Source organism: Nocardia abscessus (assembly GCF_015477775.1).
In the GTDB taxonomy this organism is placed as follows: domain Bacteria; phylum Actinomycetota; class Actinomycetes; order Mycobacteriales; family Mycobacteriaceae; genus Nocardia; species Nocardia abscessus_A.
In genome coordinates, this window is record NZ_JADLQO010000028.1 from 1 (window position 1) to 18,611 (window position 18,611).

The following is an 18,611-nucleotide window of genomic DNA, read 5'->3' on the forward strand; positions in this document are numbered from 1 at the left end:
GCAGTCGCCGACGAACTCAACAACCGACCCCGCAAATGCCTCGCCTGGCAAACACCCACCGAAAGACTCGATGCTTTACTGAACGCTTCGTAGTTCGAACCGTTGCGACGACCACTGGAATCCAAGCTCGCCCTTACGGGCGACCGCGACAACATCGCGGCGGAACTCCTCGGGATAGGGCTTGGGCATGGTGGTCATCCTTCCACCGCGAGGACGCATCCTCACAGATCAGGAGTCAACCAAACCGGGGGCAGTCCCCCCTGCATGAGACGAGGACCTGAACCTGATGATGCTGATCGGCGTCGATCCGCACAAGTCCACCCACACCGCCACCGCTGTCGGCCCCCGCGACGAACTCTGATCGCGGCCCGATCCGTATCGAGGCCAGCTTTCGCGGCTATCGCCAGCTGCTGGCCTGGGCGCTGCAGTGGCCCGAACGAACCTGGGCGGTGGAGAACGCTGGAGGTTTGGGCCATCATCTGGCGGGGTGGCTGGTCTCGAAGGGTGAGGTGGTGGTGGATGTCGCGTCGGCTGCGACAGCTCGGATCCGGCAGCTTTCCCGCGGTGGGCGCCGCAAGAACGACCGCATCGACGCCGCTGCGGCAGCGAGTGTCGCGGCCCTGCACGGCGACGCCCGTCCAGTGCATGCGGAAAAGACCACCGACTCCTTCGCGTTGCTGGATGAGCGGCGAAAGAATCTGTCCAAGAGAACGACCCGATGGGTGAATCAGTTGCATGCCCTGTTGCGGGAGCTGTTGCCCGCCAGGGTGCCCACCGATGGTACAAGAACGCCCGCCTGCACTCCCGGCTGGACTACCTGAACCCCACCGAACACGAGAGCACCTACTACGCCTAACGACCACCACGCCGACCGGCGCTGGTCTAAACCCGATGCCGGTCCTGAAGCCGTGATTCCTCTGTATTCGTCAAGGGGCTTCGGCTTGACGGGCGAGTTCTACTGGTTTGGTGCGTCGTTCGTCTCGGATCATGGTTCGCCAGCACAGATCCGCCAGTCGCCGCTTGAGACAGCGTTTCGCCTCCTTCGGTGTCCTTCCCTCGGCGATCTTCTTGTCGTAGTAGGCGCGTCCGGCGCTGCCACGCATCCGGATCTGGATCATCGCAATGGTGTGCAGGGCGGAGTTGAGTTCGCGATCGCCATAGCGTGACAAACGATGACGAGTCGAATCACCGCTGGCGATCTCGACCGGCGCCGCAGCGGTGTAGTTGGCGTAGGCGGCCGCGGTGGGGAATCTGCCGGCCCGGCCAGTGCGGCCGACGATCCGGGCGGCGAGCACCGGGGATGCCACGCAGCGTGGTGCCGTGCACGTCGAGCAGCTCGCTCATGGCCGCGGTGTTGTCGGTGAGCTGCGCGGCGTAGTGCTTGATGTCGGCGATCAAGTCCCCACGACATCACGCTTACACCAAAGCCGATCGGTGGAATTACTGCTCACTCACTGGTGCCCCACTTCGCCGGAGCCCTCCGTGGTCACCGCCGCCGGCGTGAGTACCCGCAGCGGCCGTGATGACAAGCGCGGTCACTGCGACGATACCCACACCAAATTCGAACACCAGATTGGCTCCGGTTCGATGAAAGAGCAGGTACCCGCCCAAGGTCTCCCCAGCGAGCGCACCTGCGACAACCGCAAGCCGATGCCGGTTTTCCCAGCCCACGCGGGTCGTCCACTCGCGAACGAGTAGATAACCGGCCGCGGCAATAGCGAACTGCAAGAGCAGTGTGGCTGGAATCGGCAGGTGTCGCGCCCACGAGTCGGGAGCAATCGTCGCGAACCATACGAGAGTTCCGGCCCCTGCGGTCAGCCCAACCGCCCATGGGGGCGGAACTCGCGTCGCCGAGTGCTCGATTTGGATGGCCCACTTGATACTTCGCCCGCTCAATAACGCAAGCAGCACGAGGAACACGACGACACCGAGATATTTCACCGCGTCGATGTCGGCATCGACACCGTACCTCGGCAGTGTGACCCGTCGAAAGTAGATGGCGCTGAATGCTGCGTCGAGAATAAAGATGACGGCCGCCAAGCGGATGCCAGTGGCGCCGAGCCAGGAGTGGAAGCGGCGGCGATGGAACAGGGTTTCTGTCAGAACGATCGGGAGTGTTACGCTCCAAATCGAATGAAAAACGATATTGAACGCGGCGTAGGTCCAGAAGACGCCGAAGGCGGCTCCGTATGGGTGTCCATGTGGTGGAAAGAGCTGCGGAGTGAGCCATCCAGGCTCCAGTAGCCCTTCGAAGATGGCCGCGAACAAGGCGCCGAGTATCAGCATTGACGGCCAACTGCCGCCGCGCCGCCGGACCACCTCCCGAATGAGTAGCGCGCCAGGCCCGTACAGGCCGATCCGTAGAGGGAGGCCGACGATGTTCGACAGTATCGTCGTCGACCCGGTCAGAGTTGTCGTTCCGGTCAGAATTTCAGGAATCGCGGCGGCCAGAACAATAAGCACAACTACCGGCCACCCCCGGCAAGATCGCAGTCGCCGATAAAAGGCCTGGTGAGACAAGGTATTCCGCCCCTCGATGTAGAACTTAAGCAATGATGTCTCAGTCACCGACTGAGACATGGAGCTTAGGATCAATCTGATTCATGACGCAAGCAGACGCGTTGTCCCATCAGAAATTCGCGCGTCGCTCGGGGCCGTTGCCTCATGCCTGAGACCGCGTGCGGTGCGCTAGCGGGACTGGTCCCGGTCGGTTCGGTGGGCCGGCGTCGTGGAGTCAACGCAAGCTGTGACAACGGTGGTAGCAACCCGGCTTCTGTCGCGGGCAAGGCCGCAGGCGTGCATCCGAGACGAGTGGTGCGCGACAGTCAGCTGGTGCCGCTATCACGGGAGAAGCGTTGGTGCAGAGCGGGAACCGAAGATGCGATCAATTTGCTTACCAGGCGTGCGCCGCAGTGCGGGCTGGAAGTTGTTGGCGGACTGGGTTTCTACGAGGCGGTGCTGGGGATGTCGGCCGGGAAGCCGCTGTTGCGCCGGTGCTGGGTGACCAGGTAGCGACCCTGCGTCGGTTGGTTCGAATCTTGCTCGGGGGCAGCGGATCTCGCCGATGTTGCCGACATGTCGTACTGCCGGTAGGCTGCCGAAGTAGTGAGTCATGCGAAGCATCCGAGACCTGAGGCGGCTATCGCGCGACGATTCAGTTGTGAGGGGAGATTGTGGTAGGGGATTCCGAAAACCGGCTGGGAGTGAACTTGCTTCCGGCTAGCAGTCCATTCAGTATTTTGCCCGGAAATGATGACGAGCCCACGGCGGACCATCCAGACCTTCCCGATTCGCATGTGTTGTTGTCGTTGTATGAGAAAATGATTATCGGCCGTAGGTTCGATAATCAGGCTACGATACTTGCGCGGCAGGGCCTATTATCCGCGTACCCGCCGTGTCTTGGTCAAGAAGCTTGCCAAGTGGGAGCTGCGGTTGCACTGGACGCTCAGGATTGGCTGTTCCCCACCTATCGCGACAGTGTCGCAATGCTGACTCGCGGGGTTACGCCGCTTGAGGCACTGACCTCATTTCGTGGTGAATGGCACTCAGGTCACGATCCCAATCATTACAGGATTGCACCGAGATGTACCCCTCTCGCAACACATATGCCGCACGCGGTTGGGCTAGCGTTTTCGGCGAAGTGTAGAGGAGAGGACTCCGCGGTTCTAGTACTACTTGGAGATGGCGCGGTTAGTGAAGGAGACGCACATGAAGCATTCAACTTGGCAGCTGTGTGGCAAGTTCCGGTCGTCTTCCTAATCCAGAACAATGGGTATGCGATCAGTGTCCCGTCAAGCATGCAGTCTGCCGCTCCCTCGCTCGCCTGCAAGGGGGTGGGGTACGGGATGCCCGGCGAGCTAATAGACGGAAACGACGTTGTCGCCGTATTCAGTCGGGTAAGGAACGCACTAAATGTCAGTCGTTCAGGTGGTGGTCCGCGTATTATCGAAGCGCTTACATATCGAGCCGGACCTCATACGACTTCCGATGACCCAACGAAATATCGCGATACACACGAACATGCACAGTGGTTGCTTCGAGACCCCGTCGCGCGGATGGAGCGTTTTCTTGTAGCGGGGGGAGTTATTGACGATCATGTTCGAGATAGAATGTTGGACATCGAACACCGAATTGTTGACGAGGTCCGTAATGCGGCCCTCCACTCCAAGCATGCGAGTGAGTCGTCTCTGACCGAGCATGTCTATGCACTTCCGTAGCGAACTCGGTGACTTCAAATTAACTTGATCTTGTTTAGCGGATCCGCTTTGCGACGCTGACTGCTTTTGTGTTTGTCGCATCCGAATATAAGGGTCTGGCTACAGAACTGTAAGTCCCTGGGAGGGTATTCGTGCATACCGGAACCGAATCACTATGGAGCGACGGAGCCGAGATCAATTATTCACAGGCACTAAATCGCGCACTTTCGGAAGCGCTTGAACTGGATGATCGCGTAATTCTACTGGGACAGGATATCGGTCGGCTAGGTGGACTATATAGAGTAACAGATGGATTATTAGAGCGTTACGGATCGCATCGGGTAGTAGACTCGCCAGTGGCTGAGTCCGGACTGGTGGGCGCAGCGATCGGGATGGCGATGAATGGGATGCGACCGGTAGTGGAGTTGCAATTCGATGCCTTCTCGTATCCTGCGCTTGAACAAATTTTCAGCCATCTGGCCAAATTCCGCTACCGCACGCAGGGTGCTATTGTGCTACCTGTAGTAGTTAGGATTCCATATGGTGGCGGGATCGGTGCAGTAGAACATCACAGCGATTCATCCGAGGCCTATTTCGCACATACCCCCGGCTTGCGTGTAGTCACGCCATCGACACCGTCCGACGCCTATACGATGTTAAAGGCCTCGATAGCTTCCCAAGATCCTGTAATATTCCTCGAACCGAAACGCCGCTATTGGGATAAGGAGCGAATTGATCTGCTGGCGAGCGTGCCCAATATTGGGAAATCCGTGGTTCGACGTTCAGGTACAGATGTAACTTTAATTTCCTACGGGGGATCGGTAGCGGTTGCGCTTGAGGCCGCGGAGTTAGCACTTGATCATGGATGGGACGTTGAGGTTGTTGACTTGCGGTCACTTGCACCTTTTGATGATACAACCTCAAGTGAATCGGTAAAAAAGACCGGTCGCTGTATTGTTGTTCATGAGGCTTCTCGCTTTCTCGGGTATGGGGCAGAAGTTGCGGCTCGACTTACGGAGGATTGCTTTTACCATCTGTCCGCTCCGATCTTGCGGGTGACTGGGCTCGATGTTCCGTATCCACCGCCAAGATTTGAGGAAGATTATCTTCCATCTGCGTCGAGGATTATAGATGCGATAAAGCGTCTTCAATGGGATGAGAGCCAGGTAGTGGTGAGCCATGGTTGATTTCTGTTTACCGAAACTTGGCGACGGGATCGTCACTGCCGAAATTGTAGCGTGGCTCGTTGACGAAGGCGAAGCTGTGGAACTCGACCAGCTTGTCGTTGAGGTTGAGACTGCGAAGTCGCGGGTGGAGCTCCCCAGTTCTTACGCAGGGACTGTGGACCGGCTGCATGCTGCTATAGGTTCGACGGTCGAGATCGGGCAGCCCCTGATGTCAATCTCGGAGACTGACAGCGCAGGTGGTTTAGGGCCTGATGTCGGAGCTTCTAAAGAGCCCCTGTCCGAGACGGCAGATGTACATGAAAATGCGTCACAACCTGTACTAAGTGGCACCGAATTTGGCTCACTCAGTGAAGCCGGCACGGTGAAGGTGGTATCACCACGGGTTCGACGCTTGGCGGCGCTCAATGAGGTAGATCTGAAGCTGGTGCGGGGAACGGGACCTGACGGCTTAATAACTGTTAGCGACGTGCAACGGGAGATAGCTGCAAAGAAGACCGGCCGGAGTTTGGACCTTAGAGCCGAAAAATACATGTTATCTCGACGGGTAATTCCAGACGTAACTGTCTGGTTGGATGTGGACGCTACGAATCTTGTAGAATACGGAGCAGGATCCCACGGTATCCAGGGTATCGACCCGGTGTTTTTCTGTATCGCCGAATTGACCGTGCAGGCGCTAAAGAGCTATCCGGAACTGAATTCTACCATTGATGACAGTGAAATCCGACCGGCTAACAGTGTTAATTTGGGTATCGCTACACAGACCAGGCGTGGATTATTTGTTCCCGTCGTCAAGGATGCGGACTTAATGGACAGGACTGAACTTGGGCAAGCTATTGCGACAGTAACGGAAAGAGCCCGGTCAGGTGAAGTCGATGCCAGTCTGTATAAAAACGGCACCTTCACGTTGAACGACTACCGAGGGCTGGGGGTCGACGGCTCAGCGGCGATTATCAATTACCCTGAAGTGGCGATACTGGGTATTGGTCGTATCAAAAGGCGGCCTTGGGTGATGATCGATGGCATTGCAATAAGGCATATTCTGCATCTCAGCCTTACTTTCGATCATCGGGCGTGTGATGGAGATGTTGCTTCTGGATTTATAAACTTCATCGCCCGCGGAATAGAATCGTATTCTTCTCAAAAGCCTGGCGGACGCGCAACGGTCGGCTCAAAGTCGTTGACCCAAGGCCGTCTCGCAGATCCTGAGTTGAAAATCTTGGACCTACTCGATCAAATTGTGGTTGGGTTGGGCCGAGAATTTGATGCTAACGCGAGTTTTAAAGATCTCGGTCTGAGTTCAAAAGATGCTGTTGAGATACGAAATAATCTGTGTCTCATCACAGGTATGCGATTGCCCGCCACTCTATTATTCGACTACCCTACTCCCGCTGAGCTCTGTGACCACCTGGAGGGGATGCGCAATACTGGATCATCTGATGTTTCATCGATAATACTAAATAGTTTAGAAGAGGTTCGAAACCTGTTAGGTGGGGTCACGGACCTTCATCAGCTCTCGGACATCAGAAGCCGTATTGTACGCCTTAGTCGTTTGGCCGTGTTCGACTCGACTGGCGTGGCAGGTGCTCGCGAGCTTGAGTCGATGACAGGTGACGAGGTTGTAAATCTCCTAAAGGACGAATTCGGAATATCGTAGCTAGGTCATTGTAAGTCGGAGCAATTCAATCCCGAGCAAAATGATCGGCCATCTCCTTCCGTATGCCACAATTTGCGTGCCCGTCATTGGGAATCCCGTTGCATTGAGCGTGGATGGGATGTATAAGTTGCGCCTAACGGAGCAATTTGAAAGGTTTCACTAATGTCAAGTGATTCACACTACGTCGGGTATATTAAGAAGCTTGTAGTGGAACTTCGGCAGGCTCGGAAAATTATTTCTGATTCCCAGGCCCGGTTGCGGGAGTCGGTGGCGATTGTTGGTATGGGATGCCGTTTTCCGGGGGGTGTGGATACGCCGGAGGGGTTGTGGCGAGTTGTCTTGGAGAGGCGAGATGTAATTTCTGGATTTCCGGTGGATCGGGGCTGGAATGTCGAGGGGTTGTTCGACCCGAATTCGGACCTGTCGGGCAAGTCGTATGTACAGGAGGGCGGGTTCCTCTATGACGCCGGTGATTTCGATGCCGGGTTCTTCGGGATTAGCCCGCGTGAGGCGCTGGCGATGGATCCGCAGCAGAGGTTGGTTCTAGAGACTGCGTGGGAAGCGCTGGAGCGGGCGGGGATCGACCCGGGGCAGTTGCGAGGCACACCGACGGGGGTATTTATCGGCGCTATGGATCAAGCCTACGGAGGAAGCTGGGGAGGGGGTGGCTCTGCTGTGGAGGGGATCGAGGGGTATCGGCTGACGGGCGGGTCGGCGAGTGTGGTGTCGGGTCGGGTGTCGTATGTGTTGGGGTTGGAGGGGCCGGCGGTGTCGGTGGACACGGCGTGTTCGTCGGGTCTGGTGGCGTTGCATCAGGCGGTGGCGGCGTTGAGGTCGGGTGAATGTTCTCTTGCCCTGGCCGGTGGAGTGACGGTGATGGCCACGCCCAGGACATTTGTGGAGTTCTCGCGGCAGCAGGGACTGGCGCGGGATGGGCGGTGCAAACCGTTCGCCGAGGCCGCTGACGGGACCGGCTGGAGTGAGGGTGCGGGGGTGTTGGTGTTGGAGCGGTTGTCCGATGCCCGCCGCAACGGGCATCAGGTGTTGGCGCTGGTGCGCGGCAGCGCGGTCAACCAGGACGGCGCCTCCAACGGTTTGACCGCACCCAACGGGCCTTCCCAGCAGCGGGTGATCCGGCGGGCGCTGGCCAACGCCGGAGTGTCCGCGGAGGAGGTCGACGTGGTCGAGGCCCACGGCACCGGTACCCGGCTGGGTGATCCGATCGAGGCCCAGGCTCTGCTGGCGACCTACGGGCAACGCGACCGTGACGGGCAACCGTTGTGGCTGGGCTCGATCAAATCCAACATCGGGCACACCCAGGCCGCCGCGGGCATGGCCGGAGTGATCAAGATGGTGCAGGCACTGCGTCATGGTGTGCTGCCCCAAACCTTGCACGTGGATGCCCCGACCTCGCATGTGGACTGGACCGCCGGACACATCGGATTGCTCACCGAGGCACGGGAATGGCCGGCCAGTGACCACCCCCGCCGGGCCGCGGTCTCGGCGTTCGGTGTCAGCGGCACCAACGCCCACGTCATCCTCGAACAAGCACCACAACCAACACCCGCCGATTCGGGCCCGGTGCCCGAGGGGAAGTCACCGGCAGCGGGTACAGGTCCGCTGGTGTGGTTGGTGTCGGCGCGGACCGCTGAGGCGTTGACCGGGCAGGCGAGCCGGTTGCTGACCCATCTGCAACAGCATCCCCAACTCGACCCCGCCGATGTGGCGGCCACGCTGTCGGCACGCACCCGCTTCGACCATCGCGCGGTGATCGTCGGTGGTGACCGCACCGAATTGATCGACGGGTTACACGCGCTCGAACAAGGACAACCCGCCGCCGCGCTGGTGACGGGCACTGCCCGCAAACACGGCAAGACCGCGCTGGTGTTCCCCGGCCAGGGCGCGCAATGGGTCGGCATGGGCCGCGACCTGTACACCGGATTCCCGATCTTCGCGCAGAAGATGACCGAGTGTGCTCGCGCGTTCGCCCCGCTGGTGGACTGGTCGCTGCTCGATGTCCTCGACGGCGCCGAGGATGCGCCGTCGCTGGATCGGGTCGAGATAGTGCAGCCGGTGTTGTTCGCGGTGATGGTGTCGCTGGCCGAGCTGTGGCGTTCGGTCGGTGTAGTACCCGATGCCGTGGTGGGGCATTCCCAGGGAGAGATCGCCGCCGCCCACGTGGCCGGCGCGTTGTCGCTCGAGGACGCCGCCCGGATCGTGATCCTGCGCTCGGCAGCACTGACAGCGTTGACCGGTCAGGGCGGGATGGTGTCGGTGCTCTCGCCGCTGGAGCGAGTCGAGGACCTCCTCGACGGGTTCGACCGATTGGCGGTAGCGGCGGTCAACGGCCCGGGATCGATAGTGGTGTCCGGTGAAACCCGGCAGCTGGAGCAGTTCCTGAGCGAATGCGAACGCCGCGAGATCCGCGCACGCCGTATCGCGGTGGACTACGCCTCGCATTCTCCCCAGGTCGAACAGCTCCGCCAGCAGTTGCTGGACACACTCACCACAGTCCAGACACGACCGTCACAGGTAGCGTTCTACTCCACTGTCACCGGTGCGCTCTACGACCCCGCCGACATGGACGCCCGCTACTGGTTCCGCAATCTGCGGGAAACAGTGCGTTTCGACCAAGCCGTGCAGGCACTGCACCACGACGGGTACACCGTGTTCGTCGAGGCCAGCCCGCATCCGCTGCTGGTCGTGGATATCGAGCAGAGCTGTGAGACCGCTGTAGTCGGCAACAGCGGTGACCCGGTCATCGTGGGCTCGCTGCGCCGTGACCAGGACGGTCCAATCACGTTCACGCAGTCGATGGCCCGGTTGGATGTGGCGGGTGTGGCGGTTGCGTGGGATGCGGTGTTGCGGGGGCGGGGGCAGCGGGTCGAGTTGCCCGGGTATGCGTTCCAGCGGCGCCGGTACTGGCTGACCGCGACCGCGGCGACCGATGCGGTGGCGTTGGGTTTGTCGGGGGCCGGGCATCCGCTGCTGGGTGCGGTGATGGTGTCGGCGGAGACCGGGGCGGTGGTGTTGACGGGCCGGTTGTCGCTGGCAACGCAGCCGTGGCTGGCCGACCACGCGGTCGGTGGTGTGGTGTTGTTGCCGGGTACCGGGTTCATGGAGTTGGTGATGCGTGCCGGTGAGGAAACCGGCTGCCCGGTGCTGCAGGAACTGACCCTGACGACTCCGCTGGTGCTGGTGAGCGAGACCGCGCGGCAACTGCAGATCGTGGTCGACACCGCCGATGAACACGGCAGGCGCCGCACGACGGTGTACTCCCGCGACGGCGAGGACACCGAGGCGGAGTGGACACTCCACGCCGAAGCAGTCTTGGCCGGACAGACCACACCCGCCGGACTGGGTGTTTCGACCGGCCTCGCCGCGGGGTCGGAGGCATTGACGGTGTGGCCGCCCCGCGACGCGGTACCGGTGGCGGTGGACGGCTGGTATGAGGTGCTGGCCGAGACCGGATACGACTACGGCCCCACATTCCGAGGACTGCAATCGATCTGGCGACGCGGCGAGGAATTGTTCGTCCAAGCGGCACTACCCGACACCGTTACCGACGCACAGCGATTCGGACTACATCCAGCACTGCTGGACTCGGTCCTACACGGGATGATGGTCGCTGCCGACACCGCTGCTGCTGGTGATGGTGTGGTGTTGCCGTTCGCGTGGGAAAACGTGTCACTGCACGCCGTCGGCGCCGCGGGACTCCGGGCACGGATCTCCCCGGCCGGTGCGGGCGCGGTCGCGATCGAGGCCACAGACCTCACCGGGCAACCGGTACTGACCGCCGGGTCGTTGACCTCGCGTCCGGTCTCACCAGAACAACTGGGCACACCCACCACACGCGAACGCCTGTGCGAAGTCCAATGGACCGTGGCCCCGATGTCGGCCCCGGTGCCGGAGCCGGAAGCGCGGGTGTTCTCGACGGTCGAGGCGTTCATCGCTTGGTCGCAGGACCAGACGCTGCCAGTGCCGTCGGTGGTGGTGTTCGATCGGCGGGCCAGCGGTAGCGGCGATATGCCGCAGCGGGTGCACCGGGCGACCGGTGAGATGTTGGCGGTGCTGCAAAGCTGGCTCAGCGAACCACGATTCACCGCCAGCGTGCTGATGGTGGTGACCTCCGGAGCAGTCGGACGAGCTGATGAACAGGTCACCGACCTAGCTGGTGCCGCGGTGTGGGGATTGGTGCGCTCGGCGCAATCGGAAGACCCCGGACGAGTCGTACTCGTCGACACCGACCACCCCGACACCGACCACCCCGACACCGACCGCTCCACCGCTATCGACGCGGACCCGCTGCCGGTGGCGGCGGTGCTGGCTTGTGGTGAACCACAGGTCATGATCCGTGCCGGGGTACTGCACACCCCCCGACTGACCCGGCTACCCCGACCCGACAGTGTCGGTGGTGTCGGTGGTGTCGGTGGTGTCGGTGGTGTCGGTGGTGTGGATTCGGGTGTGGTGTCGCGAGTGTCGCAAGGCACTGTCCTGATCACCGGTGGGACCGGTGGGTTGGGGGCGATGCTGGCCCGGCATCTGGTCACCGCCTACCAGGTGCGGTCGCTGCTGCTGGTGAGTCGTCGTGGACCGGCGGCGCCGGGGGCGGAGGAACTGGTCGCGGAGTTGACCGAGCAGGGCGCGCGGGTACAGGTGCTGGCCTGTGATGTATCCGATCGCGGGGCCGTGGCGCAAGTGTTGGCCGCTGTGCCGCAGGATGCGCCGTTGACCGGTGTGGTGCATACCGCGGGTGTGCTCGACGACGGTGTGGTGACAGCGTTGACCGCGGACCGGGTCGATACCGTGCTGGCGGCCAAGGCGGATGCGGCCTGGCATCTGCACGAGCTGACCCGAGAGTTGGATCCGGCGTTGTTCGTGCTGTATTCCTCGACGTCGGGTGTGCTGGGCGGAGCCGGGCAAGGCAACTACGCGGCGGCCAACGCGTTCCTGGACGGGCTGGCCGGGCACCGCCGTGCCAGCGGTCAGGCCGCGGTGTCGATCGCATGGGGGTTGTGGGCCTCGGGCACCGCGATGACCGGGCACCTCAGCGAAATCGACACCACACGCATGGGCCGCGGTGGCATGCTAGGTATGTCTGCCGACCAGGGGCTGGCACTGTTCGATGCGGCCGTGGGACAAGAACGTGCCGGTGTGGTCGCTGCCCGCCTGGACACGGTCACACTGGCTGCCCGAGCCCGTACCGACGCCATCGCCCCGATCCTGCTGGGGCTGGTACCCGGCGCCCGCCGAACCACGGCTGAGGATAGAACAACTATCCGAAATCGTTTGCTTGAAGCGGATACCGATGAACGTCAAAGGATGCTGACTGAACTAGTCAAAGGATATATTGGCACAATCCTGGGTCACGAAAATATTGACCCGCAACAATTCAGTCTTCAAAGCGCTGGGTTCGATTCTCTTACTGCGATGGAGCTTCGGAAATTGCTGGCCGACGCTACTGGGGTGCGGCTGTCTCCGATGGCCGTCTTCGATCACCATAATATAGATGGATTGGTTGCTGAGATGTTGGATAGATTGGAGGGAGACATCTATTCTTTAGGGAGATCTAACGGCAATCCAATCGACGAGGATTCTGATTTAACTTTGGTTTCTCTGTTTAAAGCTGCGGTAAAGAACGGGAATTCTTACCAGGGAGAGCAGCTGATTCGGGCCGCAGTTCCGATACGACCAACCTATACGGCCTCTCGAGATTCATCGCGTGTTGTTCAGCGGGCCCAGTTGAGCTACGGTTCGGCGGCACCGCAGATAATATTCTTGACGTCTCCAGTATTCACTGGTGGCATTCACCAGCACGCTCGGATTGGCAGGGGTTTTAATGGTCGGCGAACTGTATCAAGTATATCTCTGCCTGGTTTCAGGCCCGGCGAGTACCTGCCGGAATCCCTGTCTGATGCTGTAGAAGACCTCATCATGGCTATTAAGGAGGAATCAAAGGGTCGGCCCTACGTATTGGCTGGGTACTCATCCGGTGGAGCGTTGGCTCATGCGGTCGCAAATAGAATAGAAGAATCGGGTGATGAAACTCTATCGGGTGTCGTTTTAATCGATAGCTTCGACGGAAAGCGCGGTGCAAAAATATCCTCCCGCCAATTAATTGAGTTGATGCTTGAGAAGGAAGCCGACTTCGGTACAGTTACAGATTGGAATCTGACAGCATCTGTGAGATGGCTCGATCTGCTCTCCAGTATTGAATCGAAACCCCTTAGTGTAAACTCCCTATTTATAAAATGCGCTAGGGCAGTATTCAAGGACTCTGTGAATGGAGGCGGATCCAAGGATCTACTTGCTGAACCTTGGCATGAGGGGCAGGCGGTAACGGTGTTGGATGCGGACCATTTCTCGGTATTATCCAGTGATGCGCTTGCTGTAGTGCAATCGATTGAACAATGGTGTTCGGAGCTTGATTGAAGGTGCTCTTACAATGCGCCTGATTCTGCACTGTAGCTATTAGCGATCGATGGGTGGTTTCCTGCTGGATTGGGTCGTCGTGCCAGGGAGACCATTTAATCTGGGCCTCGCATCGTAGCCTGGCGTTCTGGAATCTAGCTATTGGCATAAAAGACGACATGAAAGGTATTGTTAGTGGACGTCACAAGGAAATCTAATGCATGGGTGAGGTGCTTTCACCCATCCCCGGGACCTCGCGCTCGGCTGGTTTGTTTACCTCACGCTGGCGGTTCGGCAAGCTTCTTCCTTCCTTTCTCTAAGTTGCTGTCGCCTGAATATGAGGTTCTTAGTATTCAGTACCCAGGAAGACAAGATCGAAGGCTTGAGCCGCTTATTGATAGCGTTGACCGGCTATCGGACTTGATCGCGGACGAACTAGGCCCTTGGCTCGATCTGCCTATGGCATTTTTCGGTCATAGTATGGGAGCGTTAGTTGCATATGAGACTGCGAGGCGGTTGGAGGCTGAAGGAAAACGGGTAGAGGCACTGTTTGTATCGGGCAGAAGAGCTCCCTCTCGGCATAGAGATGAAGTGGTGCATCAATATGATGATGAGAGACTGTTGAAAGAGATAAGAAATCTAAATGGAACCGACGAGAGGGTGCTAAACGATCCTGAGATTTTGCGTCCAATGCTTACTGTTATACGATCGGACTACAAGGCTGTGGAAACCTATATGCATATCCAAGGAATTCAGTTGTCTAGCCCAATACATGCACATATCGGGCTAGAAGACGCGAGGGTCTGTATCGATGAAGCTAAAGCCTGGAAGGAGCACACGTCTGGGAGATTTGAGCTGCACACGCATCGAGGGGGGCATTTCTACCTTGCTGAAGATGATAGAAAACTTATAGAGAATATAGTCGATGTCTTATCCGGCGAGACAGCCCAGCCTCAATATTTCTTGCCCCCAGCAGAGGGGAGGTGACCTCGTGTAGGTAGATCTGCCGTTGTCGGCTCGTAGTCGCATGCCGGGGAAGTAGCGGTATCTGCGCCCCAAAGCCAAGTCGTCCACACCCAAACTCGGGCGCGTAGGGTCAGATCGGGCAGCTCGCGGATCTGCGGCTCGCGGATCTGGCGCAATCGGGTGGTGCGGCTAGCCTCGCTGCTAAATGCCCCGGTCAAAGCGAGTGCTACTGCGAACAGCGCCCTGCAGCAGCAACGTCCGCCGGCTGTAGGGTCGGCGAGTCCGGGTGCCTGTTCAGCGAAGTCCTTCTTCCGCAGGGTCTCGCATAGCCTCTGCAGGGGTACGGTCACCGAGCACGATCCGGGGCGCCGGTTGAGCCCGCCAGCGACCTCCCGGAGATCCCGGAGGCTGTGTTCGGAGATGTCAGCGGCCTTCGGGAACTATTGCCGCAGAAGGCCGTTGGTGTTTTCGTTGGTGCCGCGCTGCCAGGGTGAATGCGGGTCGCAGAAGTAGATCCGGAAGCCGGTCAACACCTCGATCCTGGTGCAGGGTCAGCTCTCGACTCTGATCCCAGGTCAGGGTCTTGCGCAACTCGGGCGGCAGGTCCGCGGTCTGCGTGATCAGGGCGTTGCGCAGTTGTGGTGTCTTCCAGCCGTAGGGCAGGTGGATCAGCCGCAGGTAGCGGGTGTTGCGTTCGACCAGCGTGCCGATCGCCCCGCCCTGTTCGCCGCCGATGATCAGATCCCCCTCCCAATGGCCCGGTGTGCGACGCTCGTTGACCTCCACCGGCCGCTGGTGGATGAGCCGCATGTTCTTGATCCGGTTCGGGTGTGCGAGCCCGCGACGTTGCTTCTTGTGCCGGGTGCGGCCGGTACGCAGCTTGCCCTTCTTGCGTCCGAGCAAGCCGGCGAACAAGCCTCGGTAGATCGTCTCGGGACAGACGCGCATGGCGGTGGCGGTGGCGAAGGTGTGGGCCAGATACCGGGAGATCTGCTGAGGTGACCAGTCCTCACCGAGCTCGTCGTAAACGATCTTCCGCAGTGCGTTGTTGTCGCGAATTTTGTTGCTTTTCGGCCGTTTGGGGCGTAGTAGTGCCTGGTTGTGCGTCCACCACGGCTGGGATCGACCGTCGGGTTTGCTGTTGCGTTCGATCTCTCGGTAGACAGTCTGGAAGCTCTTGCCGATCGAGGCGGCGATGTCCTTGATCGCCAGTTTGGCCCGGAGCCCGTCGGCAATGGTGATCCGGTCATCCTGGGCGAGGAAGCGCGGCGAAATGTGGCCGGGGTCGGGCACGAGCATCCCGCCAGCATCGAGGAACCATAGCAATCCGCAGCTGGTTGACACACCGACGATCCGTGCCGCGGCAGCCCCCTTCAGCCCTTGCCGGATCAACTCGAAGTACCGCTTCTTCACCGCAGTCGGCAGCTTGTTGGGTGCGTATCGGGGCATGCGAACGGTCCTTCCTTGAAGCGTTCGCAACCACCGATAGAACTCAAGCGCGATCGAGAGGCCGGTTGCACAGTCGGTCATCTCCGCGACCACCTTGTCGGTAATCGCGGAGAGGGTGTCCTTGGACACCGAAGCGCCGTAGATCTCAGCGAAATGCGCCGAGATCTCCCCGGTCGTCAACCCCCCCCCGACAAGTTCGTCCAGATGAGCGCGGCGTCCGGAGGGAAGATCGGTCGAACGGCTCATGATCCACGAAGTCAGCCGACGCGGTGAGGGGCAGATGCGGTCGCTCTCGGCGCGCCCCCGGTTGAGATATTTGTGCAGCAGGTTCAGGCCGCCGGTGTAACCGAGCGCTTCGATCTCGTGGAACAGGTGAAGGACCGGGACACCGGGCTGTTCGGTGCGACGCTGCCGCAAGTGGTCGCGAAAGGGGTCGACAAGGCAGGCCCGGTAATACGGTGGGCGGCGCAGCTGGTCCGGCTCGGATGCGCGGGCGTAGCGTTTCACCGCGTTCAACGCCAGGCCCAGACGCCGCGCGCAGCCCAGCAGTCCCACACCTTGATCGAGCAGATCGTGCACCGCATGCCAGCGTTCCAACGTGGTGGTCTCGCGGGTGAGTGTTTGCCGTTTCGGGCCGGCCGCGGCCCAGCATCGGCCGTGCGCGGCAACGACTTCCCTCACCGGTCGGGCCAGGCCGTGCCACAGATGCCAGCGGTCGCTGACCTGCAGTGCGGCGGGCCGCGCGCGGCGTACCGCTTCGGCATATGTGGCCGATCCGTCACGGACGACGACCTCGACGCCTGGATTGTTCCGCAGCCATGTTTCGAGGGTTTCGGACTTGCGGTCGGCCAGGACGTCGATCCGTTGGTGAGTGACAGCGTCGATCACCGCTGTGCCGTCACGGTTTCGGCGGCGCAGGGCGAAATCGTCCACGCTGACCACCCACGGGACCGGCCGGTGCGGCAGCGGGATCGCCAGCAGTACCCGCACCGCGGTATGTCGGAACAAGCGAACCGGCAACGCGGCCCGTACACCGACCGCAGCCCGACGGCCAGTTCTTTCAAGATTGCCCGCACCTGGCCGGTCAGTCGGGTCGTTCGCCGTTGGTAGCGTTCGAGCAGCCCGGGAACCTGTTCACGAAAGTCCTGCAGCACTGCGCTGTCGGGCAAACCAGTCGTCGAACCCGGACGCGGATGATCACCGGGCGACCGTCGGCGGGCAGGTCGGCGACGGTCCGGTGGTGGTAGCTGTGGACTTTCTCCGACTCCTCACCACAGCGTGAGCACACCGCCGGACCGGGCGCTGTCCGGGCCCGCACTACGAGCCGCCAGCCCTCCTCGACAACTTCCTCGATCACCAGCGTCGACAAACCCGAGAACACCAGCCCGACAGCAACATCCGCCTCACCCACCCAGGCATCGTGCCGTCAGGCGACCACACTCAGCCACCGGAAGTGAGCCAGAGCCGTTGTTCCCAGTGTCAGGATGATGCGGCCGCCGGTTCGCTCCCCGTTCTTCTGCCTGCGTGGCTAGTGCCGGTTTTGCGGCCGGCGGTACCAGGCGAGACCGGCCGGCATGGCTTGAGAGGAGCGTGGCACCGCCCCCTACTGGGATATGCCCACCGACCGGCCTCGTGCCATCCCCAACTGAAAAGGGCTGACACCGCAACAATGATGGTTATCGGGATCGACGCGCACAAGCGCACCCACACCGCTGCCGCGGTCGACGAACTCGGCCGCCACAAGTCGACCAGAACGGTCGGCACCACCAGCAGTGACCACCTCGCACTTCTGAAATGGGCGCAGGCACAAGATGTTCCGGACCGGCTTTGGGCGATCGAGGACTGTCGGCACATGACCCGTCGTCTCGAACGAGATCTGATCGCCGCCGGTGAACGCGTGATCCGAGTGCCACCTAAACTGATGGCTCACGCCCGGGACTCGGCCCGCACCTATGGCAAATCCGATTCCATCGATGCTCTTGCCATCGCCCGCGCCGCATTGCGGGAATCAGACCTGCCTGTTGCTCGGCTCGACGGCGTCGAACGCGAGATTCGCCTGCTGGTCGACCACCGCGAGGACCTGGTCGCCGAACGCACCCGCATCATCGCCCGGCTGCGCTGGCACCTGCACGAACTCGACCCAGCATGGACCCCACCGGCGAAACTCGACCGGACCAGCGCATTCGACCGAGTCACAACATATCTGGCCCAGACCACCGGACTTCTCGCGCGGCTCGCAGCGACGCTGGTCGAGCACTGCCGTCGTCTGACCGTCGAGATCGATGACCTCGCCGCCGAGATCGGCACCCGCATCACCAAGGTCGCTCCGTCACTGCTGGCGATCGTCGGCTGCGCCGAACTGACCGCCGCGAAGATCATCGGCGAAACCGCTGGGGTCGACCGGTTCCGATCCAAGGATGCCTACGCTCGGCACAACGGCACAGCACCGCTACCGGTCTGGTCTTCCAACCACGAACGCCACCGGCTATCGCGGACCGGAAATCGGCAGCTCAACGCCGCGATCCACCGTATCGCACTCACCCAGGCCCGCTGCCACCCCGGCGCCCGAGAACTACTCGCACGGCGCAAGGCCTCCGGCGACGGCGGCATGGAGGCACTGCGAGTCCTCAAACGCCGAATCTCCGACGCCATCTTCCGCGCCATGGCCAACGACCATGTCGCCTCGACGGCTTGACAGAGGAGCAAGCGACAGTCCCAAAGCCCCCAGCGGCGAGTACACGACCGGGG

At 60.7% G+C, this 18,611-nt stretch carries 10 protein-coding genes and 1 pseudogene; 7 read left to right on the forward strand and 4 right to left on the reverse strand.

All coding sequences use genetic code 11. The annotated features are described in order from the left end of the window. Window positions 1-422: 422 nt before the first annotated feature. A complete protein-coding gene (locus IU450_RS37510) occupies window positions 423-821 on the forward strand; it encodes an IS110 family transposase (RefSeq protein ID WP_228835690.1) in 399 nt (132 codons plus the stop codon). Between the two features lie 105 nt (window positions 822-926). Here IU450_RS37510 and IU450_RS37515 read toward each other — a convergent pair whose 3' ends face one another. Both IU450_RS37515 and IU450_RS37520 read right to left on the reverse strand, forming a co-directional pair. After that, a complete protein-coding gene (locus tag IU450_RS37515) occupies window positions 927-1,295 on the reverse strand; it encodes a transposase (RefSeq protein WP_324197963.1) in 369 nt (122 codons plus the stop codon). 145 nt (window positions 1,296-1,440) lie between these two features. Next, window positions 1,441-2,463 carry a hypothetical protein gene (locus tag IU450_RS37520; RefSeq protein ID WP_195154468.1) on the reverse strand — a complete coding sequence of 341 codons (1,023 nt, stop codon included), beginning with the start codon at window positions 2,461-2,463 and terminating at the stop codon, window positions 1,441-1,443. An 857-nt stretch (window positions 2,464-3,320) separates the two neighbouring features. Here IU450_RS37520 and IU450_RS41520 point away from each other — a divergent pair. From IU450_RS41520 to IU450_RS37545, 5 genes are all read left to right on the forward strand, one after another. Next, a complete protein-coding gene (locus tag IU450_RS41520) occupies window positions 3,321-4,217 on the forward strand; it encodes a thiamine pyrophosphate-dependent enzyme (RefSeq protein ID WP_195154501.1) in 897 nt (298 codons plus the stop codon). 131 nt (window positions 4,218-4,348) lie between these two features. Beyond that, complete coding sequence (locus tag IU450_RS37530) at window positions 4,349-5,383, forward strand: alpha-ketoacid dehydrogenase subunit beta (protein WP_416382942.1); 1,035 nt, start codon at window positions 4,349-4,351, stop codon at window positions 5,381-5,383. Beyond that, a complete protein-coding gene (locus IU450_RS37535) occupies window positions 5,376-7,037 on the forward strand; it encodes a 2-oxo acid dehydrogenase subunit E2 (RefSeq protein WP_195154469.1) in 1,662 nt (553 codons plus the stop codon). The genes IU450_RS37530 and IU450_RS37535 overlap by 8 nt, the downstream gene beginning before the upstream one ends. A gap of 162 nt (window positions 7,038-7,199) precedes the next feature. Beyond that, window positions 7,200-13,469 carry a type I polyketide synthase gene (locus IU450_RS37540; protein WP_267470690.1) on the forward strand — a complete coding sequence of 2,090 codons (6,270 nt, stop codon included), beginning with the start codon at window positions 7,200-7,202 and terminating at the stop codon, window positions 13,467-13,469. A 204-nt stretch (window positions 13,470-13,673) separates the two neighbouring features. Continuing rightward, the gene (locus tag IU450_RS37545) at window positions 13,674-14,435 is read left to right on the forward strand and encodes a thioesterase II family protein (protein WP_324197967.1); all 762 of its coding nucleotides are present in this window, start codon (window positions 13,674-13,676) and stop codon (window positions 14,433-14,435) included. Between the two features lie 402 nt (window positions 14,436-14,837). Here the strand turns inward: IU450_RS37545 and IU450_RS37550 are convergent, their stop codons facing one another. Together IU450_RS37550 and IU450_RS40420 are read right to left on the reverse strand one after the other, a co-directional pair. Next, the gene (locus IU450_RS37550) at window positions 14,838-16,043 is read right to left on the reverse strand and encodes an IS30 family transposase (RefSeq protein ID WP_416382943.1); all 1,206 of its coding nucleotides are present in this window, start codon (window positions 16,041-16,043) and stop codon (window positions 14,838-14,840) included. A gap of 12 nt (window positions 16,044-16,055) precedes the next feature. Then, window positions 16,056-17,274: pseudogene (locus tag IU450_RS40420) on the reverse strand (ISL3 family transposase); the annotation flags it as partial. A 258-nt stretch (window positions 17,275-17,532) separates the two neighbouring features. Here IU450_RS40420 and IU450_RS37565 point away from each other — a divergent pair. Next, complete coding sequence (locus tag IU450_RS37565) at window positions 17,533-18,558, forward strand: IS110 family transposase (protein ID WP_195154473.1); 1,026 nt, start codon at window positions 17,533-17,535, stop codon at window positions 18,556-18,558. Window positions 18,559-18,611: the final 53 nt, after the last annotated feature.

Bases quoted from the DNA above. Each gene is read 5' to 3' on its own strand.
- IU450_RS41520 (WP_195154501.1), top strand. From the start codon at position 3,321: ATGATTATCGGCCGTAGGTTCGATAATCAGGCTACGATACTTGCGCGG.
- IU450_RS37540 (WP_267470690.1), top strand. From the start codon at position 7,200: ATGTCAAGTGATTCACACTACGTCGGGTATATTAAGAAGCTTGTAGTG.
- IU450_RS37535 (WP_195154469.1), top strand. From the start codon at position 5,376: ATGGTTGATTTCTGTTTACCGAAACTTGGCGACGGGATCGTCACTGCC.
- IU450_RS37565 (WP_195154473.1), top strand. From the start codon at position 17,533: ATGATGGTTATCGGGATCGACGCGCACAAGCGCACCCACACCGCTGCC.